Below are 19,668 nucleotides of genomic sequence, written 5' to 3' on the forward strand. Positions count from 1 at the left end.
ACAGAGAGCGGGGAGCGCTGAGAACCCGTGCATGCGACCGATGAAAATCACCCCGGAGCTGCGGTCCCAACGGACGTGCCGCGCAGGTTCGTCTTAGTAGACATCGCCGAGATGGTCGTCGATACAGACCAGCCGAGTAACGGATGCGAGCGCGCGAATACGCGGGCGAGGGCATCTAAGCTGGGTGGTTAAGCGAAGAGCTTTTGCGGGCGTGCAGCCCGTTTGTGGCGCTTCGTCCCAGCTTGTAGGGACGGGCGCTTTTTTGGTGCCCAGAGGGCGTGCGCGCCCATGACAAGAAAGGGGTACCGTGGCAAACGAGTACAAGCAGACGATGAATCTGCCTAAAACCGGATTTCCCATGCGTGCCGGTCTTTCCAAGTCCGAGCCCAAGCGACTCAAGGACTGGCAGGACAACAAGGTCTACGAGCAGGTTCTGAAGAAGAACGAGGGTCACAAGAAGTTCGTGCTGCACGACGGTCCTCCGTACGCCAACGGCCCGATCCACATCGGCCATGCCATGAACAAGATTTCCAAGGACATGATCAACCGTTACTGGATGATGCAGGGCTATGAGGTTCCCTATGTTCCCGGTTGGGACTGCCACGGTCAGCCGATTGAGCACAAGGTCGAGGAGAAGCTCGGCACCGAGAAGTTCAACCAGACCTCCACGGCCAAGATCCGTGAGCTCTGCAACAAGTTCGCTGTCGAGAACATCGAGCTGCAGAAGGCCGGCTTCCGTCGTCTGGGCGTGCTCGGCGACTGGGACAACCCCTATTTGACGCTCTATCACCAGCATGACACCGCCGACATCGAGGTCTTCAAGGCCATGTTCGATAAGGGCATGATCTATCGCGGCCACAAGCCGGTTCACTGGTGCAAGCACTGCCACACCGCGCTGGCCGAGGCCGAGATTGAGTACTCCGACGAGACGAGCCCGTCCATCTTCGTGCGCTTTGAGATGACTTCCAAGCCCGCCGGCCTCGAGGACTTCGACGGCCCGGTCGACTTCATCATCTGGACGACCACGCCGTGGACCATCCCCTCCGACCAGGCCGTTTCCCTTAAGCCCGGCGCCGCCTATGTCGCCGTTGAGCACGAGGGCCGTGCCGAGGTCATGCTCGAGGACCTGGCTCCCAAGTGCTGCGAGGAGTTTGGCTGGGAGTACACCCCGGTTATGGTCGACGGCAAGCCCTATGTGGTTCCCGCCGAGACCTTCCACCACATCCACTACAAGCAGCCGATCTTTGACGGCGTTGAGGGCGTGGCGCTGCTGGCCGATTACGTCGGCGTCGATGACGGTACCGGTATCGTCCACAACTCGCCCGGCCACGGCGTCGACGACTACTTTGCCTGCCTCAAGGAGGGCATCACCGACATCTGCATGCCGGTCGATGACGACGGCAAGTTCTACACCGGCGAGGAGTTTGGCACCGGCGGCCCCTTCAGCGGTATGGACACCGATGAGGCCAACCCGCACATCATCGAGTTCCTGCGCGAGCGTGGCACCCTGGTCCTCGAGAAGAAGATCACGCACAGCTATCCGCACTGCTGGCGCTGCAAGCACCCGGTGCTCTTCCGTGCTACCGACCAGTGGTTCGTCTCGATGGACAAGACCGGCTTGCGCGAGCAGGCTGGCAAAGAGGTCCGCGAGAACGTCAAGTGGTATCCGGCCCACGCCGCCAACCGCATTGGCGCCATGGTCGAGCAGCGTCCCGACTGGTGCATCAGCCGTCAGCGCAACTGGGGTGTGCCTATCCCCAGCTACACCTGCGCCGACTGCGGCGAGAAGGTCATGAACGACGCCACGCTCGACGCCGTCATCAAGCTCTTCCACGAGAAGGGCTCCGACGCCTGGTTCACCGACGCTCCCGAGAGCTACCTGGGCGAGGCCTGCGTCTGCCCCAAGTGCGGTGGCCATCACCTCAAGGCCGATAAGGACATCCTTGACGTGTGGTGGGACTCCGGCGTGTCTTGGAAGGCCGTCTGCGAGTACCGTCCCGAGCTGGAGTACCCGGCGGACGTCTACCTCGAGGGCTCTGACCAGCACCGCGGTTGGTTCCAGAGCTCACTGCTCACCTCGGTGGGCGCCAACGGCCACGCTCCGTACAAGGCGGTCGTCTCGCAGGGCTTTACCCTCGACGGCCAGGGCCGCAAGATGTCCAAGTCGCTCGGCAACGTTATCGACCCCAACAAGGTCTGTGACGAGATGGGCGCCGACATCATCCGCCTGTGGGTTGCTTCCGTCGATACCAGCTCCGACGTGTCCATCGACCACGAGATTCTTGCTCGTACGTCCGATGCCTACCGTCGTTTCCGCAACACGCTGCGCTTCCTGCTCTCCGAGCTCGAGGGTCAGTTTGAGCCCGAGACCGACGGCGTCGCCTTTGCCGACCTGCTGCCGCTCGACAAGCTCATGGTTGCCCGCCTGACCCAGGTCCAGGCCGAGGTCGACGACGCCTACGCTAGCTACGAGTTCCCGCGCGCCTACCGTGCGCTTTACGACTTTGTGGTTACCGAGCTGTCCAACGTGTATCTCGACGCCCTGAAGGACCGTCTGTACTGCGAGAAGCCCGGCTCGCTCGAGCGCCGGAGCGCCCAGACCGTGCTTGCCGAGCTCTTCTCGATGCTCATGCGCGACCTGCAGCCGATCCTGTCCTACACGGTCGACGAGGCCATGGCCTATGCACCCACCGGCTGCGTCGATCACCAGAAGTACGCCGCGCTGCTCGATTGGTATAAGTCGCCCATTACGGTCGACGAGGCCAATGAGTTTGAGGGCGTGCTTGAGGCTTCGCTCGAGCTCCGTAGCGCCGTGACCAAGGCCCTTGAGGATGCCCGCTCCGCCGGCACCTTCACTAAGAGCCAGCAGGTCCGCGTCAAGGCAGTCGTTCCCGCCGAGATGTATGCGCTGCTGACCGGCGACAAGGCCGTCGACCTGGCCGAGTTCTACATCGTCTCCGCTGTTGAACTGACCCAGGGCGAGGACCTCTCCGTTGCCATCGAGGCTGCCGAGGGCGAGTGCTGCGACCGTTGCTGGAATTACCGCACCACCGTTGGCGAGTACAACGGTCACGCTCACATCTGCGAGAGGTGTGCGAATGCCCTTTAGGTTCCGCCGTTCTACCGAACGGCGGACCTGCCGACGCTGCGCGGGCCGCATTTGGATAATCTGACGTTCAACTTCAAGGGCGCGACCAGAAGGTCAGCGCCCTTTCGTTTCACGTCACCTTGTCTCAAATGCGACCCGCTCGCTCATTTATGCTCTACCTGCGGTGTTTCCGTTCTTGGGAGATTTGTCGCTTCTTGCCTGCGTCAATGTATGATTATCTACTGCGTTAAACGTAATTCGATGTTCTTGAGGGTAGGGGATTGATTTGGGTCGTACTGGGGATATGACGCCGCCTTTGCGTTGGCGGTTGGGTGTTGCTGGTAGCGTGGCGTTGGCCGTGCTGCTTGTTGACCAGCTGACCAAGCTTGCGGTTCGTGCCGTCGGCGATGCTCTACATGTGACTGTTATCCCCGGTGTGATCGACTTCCTTTTCGTGCGTAACATCGGTGCTGCCTTTAGCATGGGCGAGGGACATGGCCTCGCGTTTGCCGTGCTGGCGTTTGTCGTTATCGTTGCGATCGCGGTGTACTTGCTTCGCGCGCCCCAGCTTGCTCGCTTTGAGGTTGTGGGCATGGCTATGGTCGTGGGCGGCGCCATTGGCAATGCGATCGACCGTCTGGCTTTTGGCTTTGTGACCGATTTTATTGCCACCACCTTCATCGACTTCCCCGTCTTCAATGTGGCCGATGTCGGCATTACGGTCGGTGTGGTGCTTGCCCTCATCGGCTACATGTTCTTGAGTCCTGCGGCCCGTGAGGTCGATGCGACCGCCGAGCTTAACGCTCGTGACGAGGCCCGCGCCAAGCGCAAAGCCAAGCAGCGTGGGGAGCGTGCCCGCAAGATTCGCGAAAGGAATGAGCGCTAATGGCCGACATCCATATCCTTGTTGCCGACGATGCCGCTGGTCAGCGCCTTGACGCCTATCTGGGCGCCAATGACGGCTGCCCTACGCGCTCTGCCTGCGCGCATCTGATCGAGGGCGGCGCCGTAATCGTGAACGGCGAGACCTGTTTGTCAAAAAAGTATGCCGTACGCGCCGGTGACCGCATCTCGGTTGACCTGCCCGAGCCTCACGATCCGACTGACGTGATTCCCGAGGCCATTCCCCTCGATATCCGCTACGAGGACGATTACCTCATCGTGCTTTCCAAGCAGCGCGGCCTGGTGTGCCATCCTGCGCATGGTCATGAGAGCGGTACGCTCGCGAATGCCCTGGTCTATCACTGCGGTATCGACCATCTGGGCACCGTGCAGGGTGAGGACCGCCCCGGCATCGTGCATCGCCTGGATCGCGATACCTCGGGCCTTATGCTCGCGGCAAAAGACGACGACACCCAGCGCGCGCTTCAAAATCTCATCCGTACGCGTACGCTCGACCGCCGCTACATTACGCTCGTTCACGGACACATCGCCATGGACGAGGGCACTATCAACACCGGTATTGCCCGCTCAACGCGCGACCGCGTGAAGATGGCGGTTTCTGATGACCCCTTTGCGCGCCAGGCCATCACGACCTTCAAGGTGCTCGAGCGCTTTGATTCCACGCGTTTCGACGACGGCTACACGCTCGTCGAGTGCCACCTTTTTACCGGCCGCACGCATCAGATTCGTGTGCACATGCGCCATATCAACCACGCTTGCGTGGGCGATCCGCTTTACGGCAAGTGCGATGCGCGCGCCGATCAGGGCCTGACCAGGCAGTTCCTCCATTCCTGGCGTGTGGCGTTCGATCATCCCGTGACGGGAGAGCGCATTGAGTGCCGCGACGAGCTGCCGTGGGATCTCGCCGCCGTCCTCGACGACTTAGCCCCGCGTTCGCTTGGTCGCACTGCTGCCGGCGACGAAATCGTACCGCAGCTCGGCCTGCTCGAAGCCTAGCCAGTATTAGGTGGTTTCTTGAACTCGGTAAGCCTGCGGTAAGATATACGATTGTTTACGTAACACGTTCCTGGGAGCCTGCATGCTCGCCTTTTTACAAACCAACACACCCATCGTGATCTTCAACCAGATTGTCGTCACGCTGCTCACGGTCTGCTTCTTGTACCAGGTGGTCTTCTTTGTCATCGGTGCTCTCCGCGGCGAGGTCGCGCCTCCCAAGGCCAAAAAGCTGCACCGCTATGCCTTCTTTATCGCGGCGCATAACGAGGAGGCCGTGATTGCCAACCTCGTTCGCTCCATCAAGGACCAGGATTATCCTTCAGAGCTTATCGAGGTCTTTGTCGTCGCCGATGCTTGCACCGACAACACGGCGCAGCTCGCGCGCGAGGCGGGCGCCATTGTGTACGAGCGCAATGACCTGGCCCGTAAAGGCAAGAGTTGGGTCATGGACTTTGGTTTCGACCGTATCCTTAACGAGTATCCCGACACCTTTGAAGGTTACTTTATCTTCGATGCCGATAATGTTATCGCCCGCGATTATGTGTCCAAGATGAATGATGCCTTTGACCAGGGCTTCCATGTGGTCACGAGCTATCGTAACTCCAAGAACTTCGGAAGCTCGTGGATCTCGGCAGCGAATGCCACTTGGTATCTGCGCGAGGCGCGTTTCCTCAACAACGCGCGCAACATCTGCAAGACGTCCTGTGCTGTCTCGGGTTCGGGCTACCTCATCTCAGCCAGTGTTATCGAGGGCATGCACGGCTGGCAGTTCCACACGCTGACCGAGGATATTCAGTTCACGACGTTCTGTGCCATTCACGGCATTCGTATTGGCTATGCGCCGGCTGAGTTCTTTGACGAGCAGCCTGTGACGTTTAAGGCTTCTTGGAAACAGCGTATGCGTTGGACCAAGGGCTTCTACCAGGTCTTCTTTACCTACGGTAAGCATCTGGTCAAGTCAACCTTCCGCTATCATCGCTTCGCTGCCTACGACATGTTCATGACAATCGCACCGGGTATGCTGCTATCGCTGATTTCGATGCTTGCCAATGCGACGTTCCTCATTGTTGGCGGTCTTTCCCACGGCTTCTTAGCTACCGAGGTCGAGATGCAGGCGTGTGCCGCTTCGCTCATCATGACCTTCGTCATGATGTATCAGACCTTCTTTATCCTGGCGCTGCTCACGACTATCTTTGAGTACAAGCACATCCATTGCGCGCAAAAGTGGCGCCTGGTGACCAACCTGTTTACCTTCCCGATCTTTATGTTCAGCTATATCCCCATTACGGTGGCTGCGTTGTTCCTGAAGGTCGACTGGGTCCCGACGCAGCATGCCGTCAGCGTTACCCTCGACGAGGTCATGCAGGGCGCTAAATAACCACCACCAAAACCACCACGAAGGGGACAGGCACCTCTGTGGTGGTTTTTGCTTTTGAGTGACTGCCCCGGGAGGTGTTCAATGGTCTATATTCCCTTTTGGATCTGCGCCTTTGCCGGTGCGGTGATTGATGTCCGTGAACGGCGGTTTCCCAACGCGCTTGCCGCCGCATGCGCCGTGGCGGCGTTTGCAGGCGTTTGGCTGGACAGGGGCTTGAACACGGCGCTTGACCACGCCGGTCCTGCCGTTATCGTGTACCTTTCCCTTGTGCTGACCGAGTCGCTTTGGCGGCGTTTCCGCCAGGCCCCCGGCATCGGCATGGGGGATGCCAAGGCGCTTTTCGCGCTTTGCACGCTCGACCCTCTGGGCGGCATCGTGGCATTTGCCGTCGCGCTCCTGGTCCTGGCCCTCTCCTGCCTCTTTACAAAATCGCGCTCCCTGCCATTGCTCCCGTTTTTGGTGCCGATATTTGCCATAATCGAGGTCGTGGGCTGGACATTGTAACCGATTGCGCATCCTTTTTAAGGAGCATGCCATGGCAACTAATCAAGAAACGGCCGTCATTAAGGCGCGCATGGACCGCATTCCCGCGGCGTTGTCGCCCGAGCTGGTCGAGCGTATCGCCGCCGACCGCGCCTCGGGTGTCGTTAATCCTTATCGATGCTGCGACGACCAGGTCATTCGTCGTATAGATCGCGCTGCCGACAAAGGCACGCTTATGCGTCCGGCGTTTATGCGCGATACCGAAAAGATTCTTCATCTTCCTGCGTACACGCGTTATGCAGGCAAAACGCAGGTCTTTAGCTTTCGCAGCAACGACGACCTGTCGCGGCGCGGCCTTCATGTGCAGCTCGTCTCGCGCATTGCCCGCGATATCGGCCGTGCCCTGGGCCTCAACAGCGATTTGATCGAGGCGATTGGCCTGGGCCACGATTTGGGCCACACGCCCTTTGGCCATGCCGGCGAGCGTTTCCTCAGCGAAATCTATCACGAGCGTACGGGTCGTTATTTTTTCCATAACGTGCAGTCCGTCCGCGTGCTCGACGCGCTGTACGGCCGCAACGTGTCGCTCCAGACGCTCGACGGCGTGCTGTGCCATAACGGCGAGTACGAGCAGCGTGTCTTTGAACTCTCGGACATGGCGTCGTTTGACCAGTTCGACCGTACCGTCGAGGACTGCATCGCCACGGGCTATGGCGCGATCGAGCACCTGCGCCCCATGACCCTCGAGGGCTGTGTGGTGCGTATCTCGGATATCCTCGCCTACGTCGGTCGTGATCGTCAGGACGCCATTGCGGCGGGCCTGCTGTCGCCCGACGCTTTTGACGATGGTCGGGGCGGCGCCTATAACAGCTGGATTCTCACGCACGCTTCCATCGATATCGTTGAGCATAGCTATGGCAAACCGCGTATCGAGATGAGCGAGGACCTGTTTGAGGAGATCCGCCGGGCGAAGCGCGAGAACTACGAGAAGATCTATAGCAAGGGCGGTATCGAAGGCGATTCTGAGGCAGAGTTGCGTGAGGCTTTCGAAAAGCTCTACGACCGTTGCCTGCGGGATCTAAATAAAGGCGACGAGTTCTCTTACATCTTTAAGCATCATGTTTCGCGCATTGAGCAGCAGCTTTCCTACTACGATCGCACCTATGCCTGGCAGGACGACAAGGATCAGGCCGTCGTCGATTACATCGCAAGCATGACGGATGGTTATTTCTGCGAGCTGACGAGCAAATTGTTCCCAGGTCTAAAGTTTCCGCACCGCACCTATATTAACGAACGGTAGTTCGTATCCTTTCGGTATACTATTGGTCAACAACGATTTTGATTAATGCACGGGATGGCTATGGACGACCTTTTTTCTGCTTCGACGCGCGAGCGCTCCTTTAAAAATGCGCCGCTTGCGGTGCGTATGCGCCCCAATTCGCTCGACGAGTATGTGGGCCAGCAAAAGGCCGTCGGTAAGGGCTCGTGGCTGCGCGCCGCGATTGAGCATGACGTGCTGTCGAGCGTGATTCTGTACGGCCCGGCTGGCACGGGCAAGACGACGCTGGCCCACATTATCGCCAACCATACCAAGAGCGAGTTTGTCGAGGTCAGCGCCGTGACGGGCACTGTGAAGGACCTGCGCCGCGTAATCGATGAGGCTAAGACCCGTCTGAACACCTACGACCGCCGCACCATTCTGTTTATCGATGAGATCCATCGCTTTTCGAAGTCGCAGCAAGATGCCCTGCTGCATGCGGTCGAGAACCGCACCGTCATTATGATTGGCGCCACGACGGAAAACCCGTACTTTGAGGTCAACTCGGCATTGCTCTCGCGTGGGCGTGTGGTAGAGCTTGAGCACCTGAAGGACGAGGATATCGCCATGCTCATTGAGCGTGCGCTCGAGGCGCCGCAGGGTTTAAACGGTAAGTTCTCGGCCGATGAGGATACAGTCAAGACCATTTGCACGCTGGCCGCGGGTGATGCGCGCTCGGCGCTCACGACGCTCGAGCTTGCGAGTGAGATTGCCGTTACGCGTCCCGATACCGAGGGAACGCCAGCGCCGGCGGCGGGGGAACGCTATCCCATTACCGTGGATGACGTGAAGATCGCCAATCCGCGTCGTGGTTTTTCGTATGACAAAAACGGTGACATGCACTACGACATTATCAGTGCGTTTATTAAATCTATGCGCGGCAGCGACCCCGATGCCACGATCTATTGGCTCGCGCGCATGATCGATGCAGGGGAGGATCCCAAGTTTATCGCTCGCCGCATTATTATTCAGGCTTCCGAGGATGTTGGCAACGCCGACCCGCAGGCGCTTTTGGTGGCACATGCCGCATTTAAATCTGCCGAGGTCATTGGCTATCCCGAGTGTCGCATCAACCTGGCTCAGGCTGCGCTCTATGTGTGCCTGGCGCCTAAGTCCAACGCGTGCGAGGCCTCGATCGATGCGGCGCTGGCCGATATCCACAGCAGTGGTCTTCGCGAGGTGCCGAGTTACCTGCGCGATCGTCACCGTCCCGGCAGCGACGAGTATGGTGTATACAAGTACCCGCACGATTATCCCGAAGGCTGGGTCGATCAGCGCTATTTGCCCGAGGGGTTGGAGCGCGGCGCGTTCTGGCAGCCTGCCGGCCGCGGTTGGGAAGAGTGGCGTGTGGAGCAAAGCGAGCGCGACCGTAGCGGCAACGCTCCCAAGTAGGCCATTGGCGCCTCGCACATTCCCTTTGGGTATCTTTGCCCTTCTTTGGGGTACCATGAAAAACGTCTGTATTTCGATTCTTTCGGGAGGCTTGTATGAGTCCCATTCAAATCGCCCTGCTGGTGCTCGCCGTTGCCGGCGTGTGGGCTGTTGTCGAGCTCGCGCTCACGCTGCGCAAGACCCGCACCGTCGTCGACTCGCTCGACAAGACGGTGAGCGACCTCAATAATACGCTCGCCGAGGCACAGCCCGTGGTGGCAAAGCTCGATGGCGCCGTTGACGAGCTTACGCCGGCACTTGCCCAGATGGAGCCGCTCCTCAAGTCGAGCAAGACTGCCGTTGACGCCCTGACGTCTAACCTCGTTGAGGTTGAGGCGGTCGTTCGCGACATTTCCGAGGTTACGGGCAGCATGGCCGAGGCCAGTAATGCCGTATCGAGCGTGACTGATTCTGCGGCTGGTGCCGTTCAGAAGCTCTTTAATAAGGTGAAAGCCCCCGCAGCCGACGCCGAGCGCAAACTTTCCGCTGCCGCCGAAGCCGAGCAGCCGACTGAGCGCGTCCTAATTGGCGAAACCGGGGACGAGGCCGCTGCTGACGACGATGATGTTCAGAAGCCCGCAGCCAAGCCTGCTCAGTATTACACCTATACGCCTGCCGAGACCTCCGAGGAGTCCTGCGATGAGTAGTGAAGCAACCTGCCCCATCACGCTGAGCGTTGCCGGTGATCCTCGTCTCGCGCGCTTGGTGCGCATGACGGCCGCCAACGTCGGCGCCCTGTGCTCTATGTCCGTCGATCGCATCGAGGATATCCGCATGGCTGCCGAGGAAGCCTTCATCTTTGGGTGCACCGCGGTCGACTGCGACGACATCACGATCAATTTCGATGTGGACGAATCTCACGTCGGCATGACCTTTACCTTTGGGGAACAGGCCACCGTCGACGAGGATGACCAGGCTGCTGTGTATGCCGAGCTCATTCTTGCAAGCGTGTGCGATTCCTACGAAAAGACTGCGGCGCCCCTAACGCTTTCCCTCGACCTCAAGGCGGATATCTAATATGACCGAACGTTCCCGGAGCGGCAAGACCGCTTGGGACAAGGAGAAAACCCGCGAGCTGTTTCGTCGTTATAAGGAGACCGGCGATCCGGATGCTCGCGAGCAGCTCGTCATGTCCCATATGAACCTGGTAAGGTTTCTTGCCAACAAATTTAAGAACCGCGGCGAGCCGCTCGATGACCTTTTGCAGGTCGGGTACTTGGGCTTGCTCAAGGCTATCGATCGCTTTGATCCTGAGCGCGGACTCGAGTTCACGACGTTTGCCACGCCCACCATCTTGGGCGAGATTAAGCGCCACTTCCGCGACAAGGGCTGGAGCGTGCGCGTGCCCCGTCGTTTGCAGGAGCTCTCGGCCAAGGTCAACCAGGCTACCGATAAGCTCACCAACGAGCTGCAGCGTTCGCCCAAGGTTGAGGAAATCGCCGAATACCTGGACGTGACCGTCGACGAGGTGCTCGAAGCCATGGAGTCGTCCTCGGCCTACACCTCGGTGCCCATCGAGGCCCCCGGTGCGTCCGATTCCGATGATGCGCCTTCGATTCTCGATCGCTATGTCGACGACGACAACGAGCTCGACTTTACCGATGACCGCCTGGTAATCGAGGAAGCCATCCGCGATTTCTCGCCGCGCGAGCGCGAGGTTATCGAGCTGCGCTTCGTTAAGGGCATGACCCAGATCGAGATTGCCAAGAAGCTTGGCATCTCGCAGGTGCAGGTCTCGCGCCTGCTGCGCCGTACCCTTAAGAAGATTCAAGATAAGATCGACCCCGACGGAGTGATGATTCGTTCATGAGTGAGCACCCCCAACAAATCGATCGCGTGCTGCGCGACACCCGCATTCTGACGCTTCGCATTTGGGCTGTTGTCGGCTGCATTGTCATCGCCGCTGTCATCTTTAACCTTATGGGCATCCTGGCACCGGTTATTGAGTTTCTTGCCGTCGGCTCCATCATTGCTTTTGTGATGTCCCCGATCACCAACTGGCTCGAGCACCATGGCGTGAATCGCGGCATCGGTTCGCTTATCGCGCTAATTGTTGTTGTTGCCGTGCTCGTCGGTGTCGTTTGTATCTTGTCGCCGATTCTCTTTGGTCAGATCATGGAAGTCCTGAGCCGCCTGCCTGAGCAGCTTCGTGTTGCGGGTGGCGACCTCAACGAGATGATCTCGCATGCCAAGACGCTTAACAACACGCCGCTCAAGGAGTATCTGGACGATAATCTTTCGTCGCTTGTTACCGTGGCATCGAAGTACGTGTCTCAGATCGCTGCCGAGCTTGGCCGCGGTGTGTTCCCGCTCATCACCAATACGGCCTCGCAGTTGTTCGTGCTCTTCCTTGGTCTGGTGCTTGCGTACTGGATGGCCTGCGACTACCCTCGCATGCACCACGAGATTTGCACCATCATCGGTCAGGAGAAGGAGACCTCGTACCGCTTTATGGTCGCCATCCTTTCTCGCTCTGTCGGCGGCTACATGTGCGGTATGGTCGTGACGTCCATCTGCGGTGGTTTCCTCGCTTTTATCGGTTTTATTATCATCGGCCATCCGTATGCGGCGCTCATGGCTATCTTTACCGGCATCATGCATTTGGTTCCGGTCGTCGGTCCCTGGGTGAGCGCAGCAATCGCCACGGTGCTCGGTTTCATGTTCAGCCCCATGTTGGCGTTGTGGACGCTCGTCGTGACGATGGTCGCGCAAAACGTTACCGATAACGTGATTTCGCCCAAGGTCATGCAGAGCTCGGTTCAGGTGCATCCCATCATGAGCCTCACGGCGCTCGTTATTGGCTCGGCACTTATGGGCCCCATCGGCATGATTATTGCCATCCCGCTGTGTGCGGCCCTCAAGGGTATCTTCGTGTACTACTTCGAGAATGAGACCGGCCGCCAGCTTGTGGCTTATGACGGCGCCGTGTTTAAGGGCACGCCGTACCGCGATGCCGATGGCAACCCGGTCGCCGCCTACGATGCGCTCGGCGATGACACCTTCATTTACGAGTCCGAGCTCATCGGCAACGAGACTGCGCCCGAGGCCAAGGCCATGCCCAAGCCCGAGCTTGATAATCCCTGGATTAAGCTCTCTGGCCTGCAGCCCGATGCCACGGGCTTCTTCAAGAACCCCTTTGCCAAGGACGATGACTCCAACACTGACGACGATACCAAAACCGGCATCGACGGCTCCATGGACGATGACGACAAGTAGCGGGGTAATTCGGGCTAACATTCATACGCGCTAACATGCAATTTCGCTGAAGGGCCGGCATTGTGCCGGCCCTCTTTTTTGCACAGGCGCGGTGGGATGGTAATATCGTTACGTTTGAACTGTTTCGATGTGAAATCGAGGAGATTCCCTCTATGAGTGCTGACTACCCGTCAATGACTACGGCCGAGATCCGCTCCAAGTTCCTTAACTTCTTTGAGGAGCGCGGTCTTAAGCTCTATCCTTCTTCGTCCCTCGTCCCCGACGACCCTTCGCTGCTGCTTGCCAACGCCGGTATGAACCAGTTTAAGGAGTACTACCAGGGCAAGAAGACCATGAAGGAGATCGGCGCGATCTCCTGCCAGAAGTGCGTCCGCACCAACGACATCGATTGCATCGGCGAAGACGGCCGTCACCTGTCCTTCTTCGAGATGCTCGGCGACTTCTCCTTTGGCGGCGTCTCCAAGCAGCAGGCCTGCGCTTGGGCCTTTGAGCTCATTACCAAGGAGTTCAAGCTGCCGCTCGATCGCCTGTACTTCACCGTCTTTACCGAGGACGACGAGACTCATGACGTGTGGCGCTCCCTGGGCGTTGCCGAGGATCACATCTCCCGCCTGGGCGAGGACGACAACTTCTGGGCCGCTGGCCCCACCGGCCCCTGCGGTCCGTGCTCCGAGATCTACTTTGACATGGGCGAGGAGGTCGGCTGCGGCAGCCCCGACTGCAAGCCCGGCTGCGACTGCGACCGCTTCCTGGAGTTCTGGAATCTCGTCTTTACCCAGTACGACCGCCAGGAGGATGGCTCCATGCCGGAGCTGCCGCACCGCAACCTCGATACGGGCATGGGTCTGGAGCGCATGGCCGCCATCATGCAGCACAAGACCGCTAACTACGACGGCGATCTGATGCAGCACCTCATCAAGCTGGGCGAGAAGATCAGCGGCAAGACCTATGACGCCGACGATTACTCCGGTGCTAGCCGCTCCCTGCGCATCATCGCCGACCACTCCCGTGCCGTCGACTTTATGATCTCCGACGGCATCCTGCCCGGCAACGAGGGTCGCGAGTACGTCCTTCGCCGCCTGCTCCGCCGCGCCGTGTTCCACGGTCGCCTGCTGGGCATCGAGGGCGCCTTCCTGACCAAGTTCATTGACGAGGTCAACGCCCAGATGGGCGAGGCCTATCCCGAGCTGCTCAAGAACGTCGCGCTCGTTAAGGGTATCGTCGCTTCCGAGGAGGAGCGCTTCTCCACGACGCTCGACAACGGTCGCGTCTACCTGGATGAGGCCCTGGCAGCGCTTGCCGAGGGCGCTGTGCTTCCGGGCGATGTTGCCTTTAAGCTGCACGACACCTTTGGTTTCCCCATCGACCTGACCGTCGAGATCGCCGGCACCGCCGGTCACAACGTCGATATGGACGGCTTCACCGCTTGCATGGAGGACCAGAAGGCCCGCGCTCGCGCCAACGCCAAGGGCGATGCTTGGGGCAGCTTCAACGACGTGTGGGTCGAGCTTTCCGACAAGGTTGCCGCGACCGAGTTCGACGGCTATGACAACGATGTGATCGAGGATGCCAAAGTTGTCGCTATCGTTCGCAACGGTGAGTCCGTCGAGTCCGCCGCTGCGGGCGAGGACGTCGAGGTCGTGCTCGACCGCACCCCGTTCTACGCCGAGATGGGTGGCCAGCAGGGCGATGCCGGCGAGCTTTTCGCCGAGGGCGTTGCGCTGACCGTTTCCGATACCAAGAACCACAATGGCCTGTATGCTCACGTCGCCCACGTTGCCGAGGGTACGCTGACCGTCGGTACTACCGTGACCGCCGCGCTCGACGCCGAGCGCCGTGGTTTCCTGCGCCGCAACCACACCGCCACCCACCTGCTCGACGCTGCGCTTAAGCAGGTCCTGGGCGAGCATGTCTCCCAGGCTGGCTCGCTGGTGACGCCCGAGCACCTGCGCTTTGACTTCACGCACTTCGAGGCCCTGTCCTCCGAGCAGCTCAAGGCTGTCGAGGACCTGGTCAACCAGCAGATCTTCGCCTCCAAGCCGGTCGTGACCCGCGTCATGGGCATCGACGAGGCCAAGGCCGCCGGTGCTGTCGCCCTGTTTGGCGAGAAGTATGGCGACGTCGTCCGCGTTGTCTCCGTGGGCGCCGAGGACCAGCCGTTCTCCCGTGAGCTCTGCGGTGGCACCCATGCCGCCAACACCGCCGAGATCGGCCTGTTCAAGATCATTTCCGAGTCCTCTACGGGCTCCAACGTCCGCCGTATTGAGGCCGTGACCTCTAAGGGTGCTCTCGACTACATGGCCGACCGTCTGGCGCTCGTCGACGCCGCCGCTGCTGCGCTCAAGTGCCGCGTGGATGAGGTTCCCGCCCGCGTGGAGAACCTGCAGGCCGAGCTGCGCGAGACTTCCAACAAGCTCAAGAAGGCGCTGACCGGTGGCTCCTCCGACGCTATCTCCAGCGCCATCGAGGGCGCCGTCGAGCTCGACGGCTACAAGCTCGTCGTCGCTGAGCTCCAGGGCCTTGAGGCTGTCGACCTGCGCAACGTCTGGGATACCGTGCACCAGAAGGTCGCCGGTCCTGTCGCCTGCGTCGTCGCCAGCGTGACCGAGAAGGGCACCCCAGCCCTGCTCGCCGCCGGCTCCGATGACGCCGTCAAGGCCGGTTTCCACGCCGGTAACGTGATCAAGCAGATCGCGGGCCTGGTCGACGGTCGCGGTGGCGGCCGTCCCAACATGGCCCAGGCCGGTGGCAAGAACGCCGCCGGCATCGCCGATGCCCTCGCGGCCGCTAAGACCGCGCTCGGCGCCTAAGAATCTAGGTAGTCGCTGTGGTCGCGCTTGCGCTGGACATAGGGGAGACCAGGATCGGCATCGCCGTCTCGAGCCGTGATGGCAAGATGGCGATGCCTGTCAAGGTGCTCCCGGCTGCAGAGGTCACCGGTATGGCCAAGACGTTCCGCTACCTGCTCGAGGACTATGAGCCCGATATCCTGGTAAGTGGGCGTCCCCTGACCATGGCCGGTGAGCCCGGTCCCCAGGCCGAGCGTGTTGCCGCTGTTGCGCAAAAGATTGCCGACGAGCTCGATCTTCCGTTGGAGTTTGAGGACGAGCGCCTGTCCTCGCAAGAGGCCAAGCGTATCCTGCGCGAGCAGGGCCTCAACGAAAAACAGATGAGGGGCAAGATTGACATGATTGCCGCCAGCCTGTTCTTGCAGACGTGGCTCGATCGCAAAAACGAGGAGGTTTCGCATGCCTAGCGCTTCCGATCCGCGCCAGCCGAATCGCCAGGGGCAGCCTACGCCGCGCCCTGTATCGTCCGGCCAGCGTCCGATGCAACCGACGCAGCGTGCGGCTCAGCCTGCTGCTCGTCCCGCACAGCCCTCCTCTCGTGCAGCACAATCTGCTCAGCGTCCTGCCCAACAGCCCGCTGCCCGCGTAGCCCGGCCCGCAAGCGGTACCCGCTTTAAGCAGCAGGCGCCCACGCAGCGTGCGCAGGCGCCTCAATCGCATGCGCGTACACATCATGCTCACGGCACACATGGCGTAGCTCCGGCCACGCGCTCGAGCTATAACACGCATGCCCGCCGTGGCGTCCAAAAGAAAAGCTCTCCGGTGCCTATGATTATCGGTGGCGTCATCGCCGTGCTTGCACTTGTCGCGATCGTTTTCTTTGTCGTGCCAGCCGTCAAGGGCTTCTTTGCCGGCGAGGATGCGAAAGTTGCTGCTGGCCAGCAAGTTACTATCACGATTCCCGATGGCGCCTCGGGTGATACCATCGCTTCGATTCTCTCCGAGAACCATATCGTCGAAGACCCCAAGGATTATTATGCGGCGGCCAAAAAGCTCAATGCCGATATGTCGCTTAAGCCTGGCGCCTACTCGTTTACCACGCTCATGGACGCGACCAAGGTTGTCCAGCAGCTCATGGAGGGGCCCAATGCCGGCTCCGATGCGCTGACTATCCCTGAGGGCCTAACGGTCGACCAGGTCGCCGATCGCGTGGCCGCGGCATACGACAGCATCTCCAAGGAAGACTTCCTTAACCAGGCCAAGGCGAGCAATTATGTGAATGATTACGCTTTCCTTAAAGATGCCGCGAACGATTCGCTCGAGGGCTTCCTATTCCCCAAGACCTATTCGTTGGGTAAGGACCCGTCTGCCGATGATGTGATTCGCGCCATGCTTGACCAGTTCAACGCCGAGTATAAGTCGCTTGACTTTGCCAGCTGCGAGGCCAAGATCAAGGAGCGCTATGGCGTGGAGATGTCCGATTACGACATCGTTAACCTTGCCTCGATCGTCGAGCGCGAGGGCCTCAACGCCGATCAGCGCGCGCATGTGGCTTCGGTTTTCTATAACCGTCTGGCGGGCAAGCTCGATGGCCTGCGTTACCTCAATAGCGATGCGACCATGATGTATGTCACCGGCGGCGAGGTTACCGCCGACGACCTGCAGAGCGATAGTCCGTATAACACCTATAAGCATGAAGGCCTGCCGCCCACGCCCATCTGCTCTCCGTCGCTCGAGGCGCTCAAGGCTAGCCTTGAGCCGACCGACTCTGATGACCTGTATTTCTACATTACACAGGACGAGGAGTATTTCTCGAAGACCTACGAAGAGCACCAACAGTCTTGGAATTGATCATGAGGATTTTTAGCCCCAAACGATATGTTGCCTCAGTTGACCGCATCGACCTCGATACCCTGTGGGCCGACGGCAAACGCGCCATTCTACTCGACCGCGATAACACTCTGGTGCCGCGCGATACCGAGCAGGTTCCCGCTGCGGTTTCAGCTTGGCTCGAAGCCGCCCATGCCAAGGGCTTTAAGCTGTGTATGGTGTCCAATAACTGGCATCGCGACCAGGTCATGGCATCGGCGCGCGAGCTGGGGCTCGAGGCTATCAGCCACGCCATGAAGCCCGCCCCGTTTGCCTTGAAGGCGGGTCTTAAGCGTCTGGGCGCCACGACAGACGAGGCGGTGCTGATCGGCGATCAGCTGTACACGGACGTGTGGAGCGGTAATTTTGCCGGCGTTGACACTATTCTGGTCAAGCCGCAGGCGACCCAGGACCTGTGGTACACGCAGATCTTCCGTATCTTTGAGCGCCGGGCCCTGCGCGACCTTCCCTGCGAGGAATAGGTTTCGCCATGTCTCAGCACATCAAACACGGCTGCGACCATATCTTCTTTATCGGCTTTTTGGGCGCGGGCAAGTCGACGCTTGCGCGCAACGTGGGCACTATGTTCAAGCGTCGATTCGTCGATACCGATCGTTTGGTTGTGCGTCGATGCGGCAAGTCGGTGACCGAGATATTTGAGACCGAGGGCGAGGATCGTTTTCGTGAACTCGAGACCTCGGCACTCCGTTCGCTTCAAAGCGAGCGCAGCCTGCTGGTATCGTGCGGGGGTGGCATCGTCGAGACGCCGGTGAACATTGAGCTGATGCACGAGATGGGTACCTGTGTGTACCTCGAAGGCGACTTTGAGGACTCGTTGCGCCAGATTCGCCGCTCCGATACCCGGCCCGATTTCCGCTCGCCCGAGCACGCTGCGCGCCTGTTTGAGCATCGCCGTCCGCTGTATCGCCGGGCCGCCGATATTACCCTTGATATTCGCAACAAGTCCTTCGAGGACGTTTCCTACCTTTGTGCCGAGATGCTTTTGGAGCGTGGACTGCTATGATTCGCCGTCAACTTATCAATTTCCAAAACCGCAGCGTCGATGTCCGCGTCGGATTGGGCGCGTTCGAGGAGCTGCCGCGCATGTTTGCCTCGGCTGTGGGCAAGCCCAAGCGCGCGATGGTGGTTTGGAACGACGCCACATCCGAGCGATTTGGCGAGGTTGTCGAGCATGCACTGGTTGACGCCGGTTTTGCCGTGTCGCTGCTCGTCCTCGAGGTTTCCCCTGCTGGTGCTACTCTTGCCGATGCCGATACCGTCTTTGGCGCCCTGTCGGCTAACGGCATTACCTGCGACGATCTCGTTGTCGCTGTCGGCGACACGGCGACCTGCTCGGTCGTTTGCTGGTGTGCCAATCAGTGGTGCGGTCGCACCGAGTGCGCCTTGCTGCCGACGACGTTCGACGCCATGCTCACGGTCGCGACGACCATGAAGCCGCTCGTCGCCTCGTCGGCGCATGCGCTTCCCGCTATCGCGTTCCGTCCCGAGCCGGGCTTGGTCGTGTGTGACCTCGACCTTGTACGCGAGGCGGACCCCGAGGATCTCAAGCTCGGCTATGCGGTGCTCGTTGTCACCATGCTTTCGAGCAGCAAGTCCCGCTGGAATCAGTTTACTGAGACCGTCCCCGAGATTCTCTCGGGCGAGGAGGTTGCGCTCGTCAATGCCGTTCAGTGGTCTCAGACTGCCCGCAAGGACGTACTGATGGCCACGAACCCGAGCGCCCGCCATGCGCTCGATTTTGGCAAGACGGGGGAGCGCACCCTGCGCGCCTGCTTGGGCGATGCCGCTTCGCAGGTCCCTGCCTACCAGCTGTCGTCCGAGGGCATGCGCTTTGAGGCGCGCCTCGCCCATGATGCCTGCGACTTCGATATCGATTACGTTTTTGAGGTCGATGACTGCCTGGAGGACTTTGGTATCGAGGAACTTGCCTTCGGTCTGGAGCCTGTCGCATATATCGAGGAGTTCCGCAGGCAGCAGTTTGCCCGCTCAAACCGTAGCATGTTGCCGCTGCCCGCGGCACTCGGCGCCATTCGTCTAACGAGCGTTGAGGACGAGGTTCTTGAGCGCCATGTTCACGCCTACTTGGCTTCTCGCAAAGAACTTCTCTAAGATTTATTGACATCCATCGTCTTTCGTATCATGTTGAGGGGCGGGTTTTCAATCGGTTGCGGATCGC

17 protein-coding genes are annotated in these 19,668 nt (G+C 59.8%); all 17 read left to right on the plus strand.

The genetic code is table 11. From position 1 onward, the window contains the following. Positions 1-331: 331 nt before the first annotated feature. The 17 genes from ileS to DW037_RS03470 all read left to right on the plus strand — a co-directional run bounded on the left by ileS (position 332) and on the right by DW037_RS03470 (position 19,601). Positions 332-3,109 carry an isoleucine--tRNA ligase gene (ileS, locus tag DW037_RS03390; RefSeq protein WP_370448157.1) on the plus strand — a complete coding sequence of 926 codons (2,778 nt, stop codon included), beginning with the start codon at positions 332-334 and terminating at the stop codon, positions 3,107-3,109. A 265-nt stretch (positions 3,110-3,374) separates the two neighbouring features. Next, the gene (lspA, locus tag DW037_RS03395; protein ID WP_233505661.1) at positions 3,375-3,974 is read left to right on the plus strand and encodes a signal peptidase II; all 600 of its coding nucleotides are present in this window, start codon (positions 3,375-3,377) and stop codon (positions 3,972-3,974) included. Then, the gene (locus DW037_RS03400; RefSeq protein WP_117629305.1) at positions 3,974-4,987 is read left to right on the plus strand and encodes an RluA family pseudouridine synthase; all 1,014 of its coding nucleotides are present in this window, start codon (positions 3,974-3,976) and stop codon (positions 4,985-4,987) included. The genes lspA and DW037_RS03400 overlap by 1 nt, the downstream gene beginning before the upstream one ends. 82 nt (positions 4,988-5,069) lie before the next feature. After that, the gene (locus DW037_RS03405; RefSeq protein ID WP_117629306.1) at positions 5,070-6,365 is read left to right on the plus strand and encodes a glycosyltransferase family 2 protein; all 1,296 of its coding nucleotides are present in this window, start codon (positions 5,070-5,072) and stop codon (positions 6,363-6,365) included. A gap of 81 nt (positions 6,366-6,446) precedes the next feature. After that, positions 6,447-6,869, plus strand: a complete 423-nt coding sequence (locus DW037_RS03410) for a prepilin peptidase (protein ID WP_089571722.1) — start codon at positions 6,447-6,449, stop codon at positions 6,867-6,869. A gap of 31 nt (positions 6,870-6,900) precedes the next feature. Then, positions 6,901-8,148, plus strand: coding sequence for a deoxyguanosinetriphosphate triphosphohydrolase family protein (locus tag DW037_RS03415; protein ID WP_118372817.1), 1,248 nt, complete (start codon positions 6,901-6,903; stop codon positions 8,146-8,148). Between the two features lie 60 nt (positions 8,149-8,208). After that, positions 8,209-9,558 (plus strand): replication-associated recombination protein A, encoded by a 1,350-nt coding sequence (locus tag DW037_RS03420; protein WP_199408865.1) that lies wholly within the window; start codon positions 8,209-8,211, stop codon positions 9,556-9,558. A 95-nt stretch (positions 9,559-9,653) separates the two neighbouring features. Then, positions 9,654-10,244 carry a hypothetical protein gene (locus DW037_RS03425; protein WP_117629309.1) on the plus strand — a complete coding sequence of 197 codons (591 nt, stop codon included), beginning with the start codon at positions 9,654-9,656 and terminating at the stop codon, positions 10,242-10,244. Then, positions 10,237-10,614: an ATP-binding protein gene (locus DW037_RS03430; RefSeq protein ID WP_117629310.1), complete on the plus strand. Its 378-nt coding sequence runs from the start codon at positions 10,237-10,239 to the stop codon at positions 10,612-10,614. Before DW037_RS03425 ends, DW037_RS03430 begins: the two co-directional genes overlap by 8 nt. 1 nt (position 10,615) lies before the next feature. Then, entirely contained in the window at positions 10,616-11,407 is a 792-nt protein-coding gene (locus DW037_RS03435; protein ID WP_117629311.1) for a SigB/SigF/SigG family RNA polymerase sigma factor, read from the plus strand. Then, entirely contained in the window at positions 11,404-12,813 is a 1,410-nt protein-coding gene (locus DW037_RS03440; protein ID WP_117629312.1) for an AI-2E family transporter, read from the plus strand. Before DW037_RS03435 ends, DW037_RS03440 begins: the two co-directional genes overlap by 4 nt. A 152-nt stretch (positions 12,814-12,965) precedes the next feature. Further along, on the plus strand, positions 12,966-15,623 hold the full coding sequence (gene alaS, locus DW037_RS03445; RefSeq protein WP_117629313.1) for an alanine--tRNA ligase: 2,658 nt from the start codon (positions 12,966-12,968) through the stop codon (positions 15,621-15,623). 17 nt (positions 15,624-15,640) lie between these two features. Further along, positions 15,641-16,069 (plus strand): Holliday junction resolvase RuvX, encoded by a 429-nt coding sequence (gene ruvX / locus DW037_RS03450; protein WP_117629314.1) that lies wholly within the window; start codon positions 15,641-15,643, stop codon positions 16,067-16,069. After that, complete coding sequence (mltG, locus tag DW037_RS03455) at positions 16,062-17,453, plus strand: endolytic transglycosylase MltG (protein ID WP_233542228.1); 1,392 nt, start codon at positions 16,062-16,064, stop codon at positions 17,451-17,453. Before ruvX ends, mltG begins: the two co-directional genes overlap by 8 nt. Positions 17,454-17,455: 2 nt before the next feature. Continuing rightward, positions 17,456-17,953 carry a YqeG family HAD IIIA-type phosphatase gene (locus DW037_RS03460; RefSeq protein WP_117635151.1) on the plus strand — a complete coding sequence of 166 codons (498 nt, stop codon included), beginning with the start codon at positions 17,456-17,458 and terminating at the stop codon, positions 17,951-17,953. Positions 17,954-17,961: 8 nt separating this feature from the next. Next, entirely contained in the window at positions 17,962-18,495 is a 534-nt protein-coding gene (locus DW037_RS03465; RefSeq protein WP_117635152.1) for a shikimate kinase, read from the plus strand. After that, entirely contained in the window at positions 18,492-19,601 is a 1,110-nt protein-coding gene (locus tag DW037_RS03470; RefSeq protein WP_118372819.1) for a hypothetical protein, read from the plus strand. Before DW037_RS03465 ends, DW037_RS03470 begins: the two co-directional genes overlap by 4 nt. Positions 19,602-19,668 lie beyond the last annotated feature (67 nt).

Origin of the sequence: Collinsella sp. AF39-11AT, assembly GCF_003474585.1 — a bacterium.
GTDB lineage: Bacteria > Actinomycetota > Coriobacteriia > Coriobacteriales > Coriobacteriaceae > Collinsella.